The organism is Staphylococcus sp. 231237_7MaSpsaltlick (assembly GCF_043107035.1).
In genome coordinates this window covers 1-879 of sequence record NZ_JBICNX010000190.1, presented here as the reverse complement: position 1 = coordinate 879, position 879 = coordinate 1, and the positions used below count along the sequence as shown (strand labels likewise).

The 879-nt window shown below is 35.2% G+C and carries 1 protein-coding gene; it reads right to left on the bottom strand.

Going from position 1 to position 879, the window contains the following annotated elements; translation table 11 throughout:
* Positions 1–879, bottom strand: an 879-nt coding sequence (locus tag ACF91D_RS30825) for a UDP-N-acetylglucosamine 4,6-dehydratase family protein (RefSeq protein ID WP_392438563.1), incomplete at both ends; no start/stop codon positions are given.

Below are 879 nucleotides of genomic sequence, written 5' to 3'. Positions count from 1 at the left end.
CAGGTTTACCCATGTCTAATACAAATATTTCTCCACCTGTTGCTAATGCACCTGCTTGTAATACAAGCCTTGATGCTTCTGGTATAGTCATAAAGTATCTTGTCATATCTGGATGTGTCACAGTTACTGGTCCGCCTGCTTCGATTTGTTTTTTAAATAGTGGTATTACTGAACCACTTGAGCCAAGTACATTACCAAATAGTACTGCTACAAAGACAGTCTTACTTGTTTCATTAGTCATACTGTGAATAATCATTTCTGCAACTCTTTTAGTTGCACCCATCACATTTGGTGGATTGACCGCTTTATCTGTGGATATCATCACGAATTTACTTACCTCAGCAAGTTTTGCAGCTTCAGATGTATTTCTAGTTCCAAGAACATTATTTTTAATAGCTTCTTGTGGGTTGTACTCCATTAAAGGTACATGCTTATGTGCTGCGGCATGATAAACAACATATGGTTTATATGTTTGCATAACATCTTTCATGCGCTCTTTATCTTGAACATCAGCAATGATTGGAATAATCTCAATTTCTTCATGATATAAACCTGTTAGTTCTTGATAAATATGATATATACTATTTTCACCATGCCCTAGTAATACAATTTTTTCGGGTTTAAATTTACAAACCTGTCTACAAATCTCCGAACCAATAGAACCGCCTGCTCCTGTAACAAGAATCGTCTTATGAGTTAGTTCTTTTGAAATAGCTGCCATATCTAACTCTACTGGATCTCTTCCTAATAAGTCTTCGACTTCTACCTTTTTTAATTGTTTAACTTCTAATTCACCTGACATAACTTCTTCTATATTAGGCATTTTAAATACTTCTGCATTTGTGTCTTCACACAGCTCGTTGATTTCTCTTAATCTAC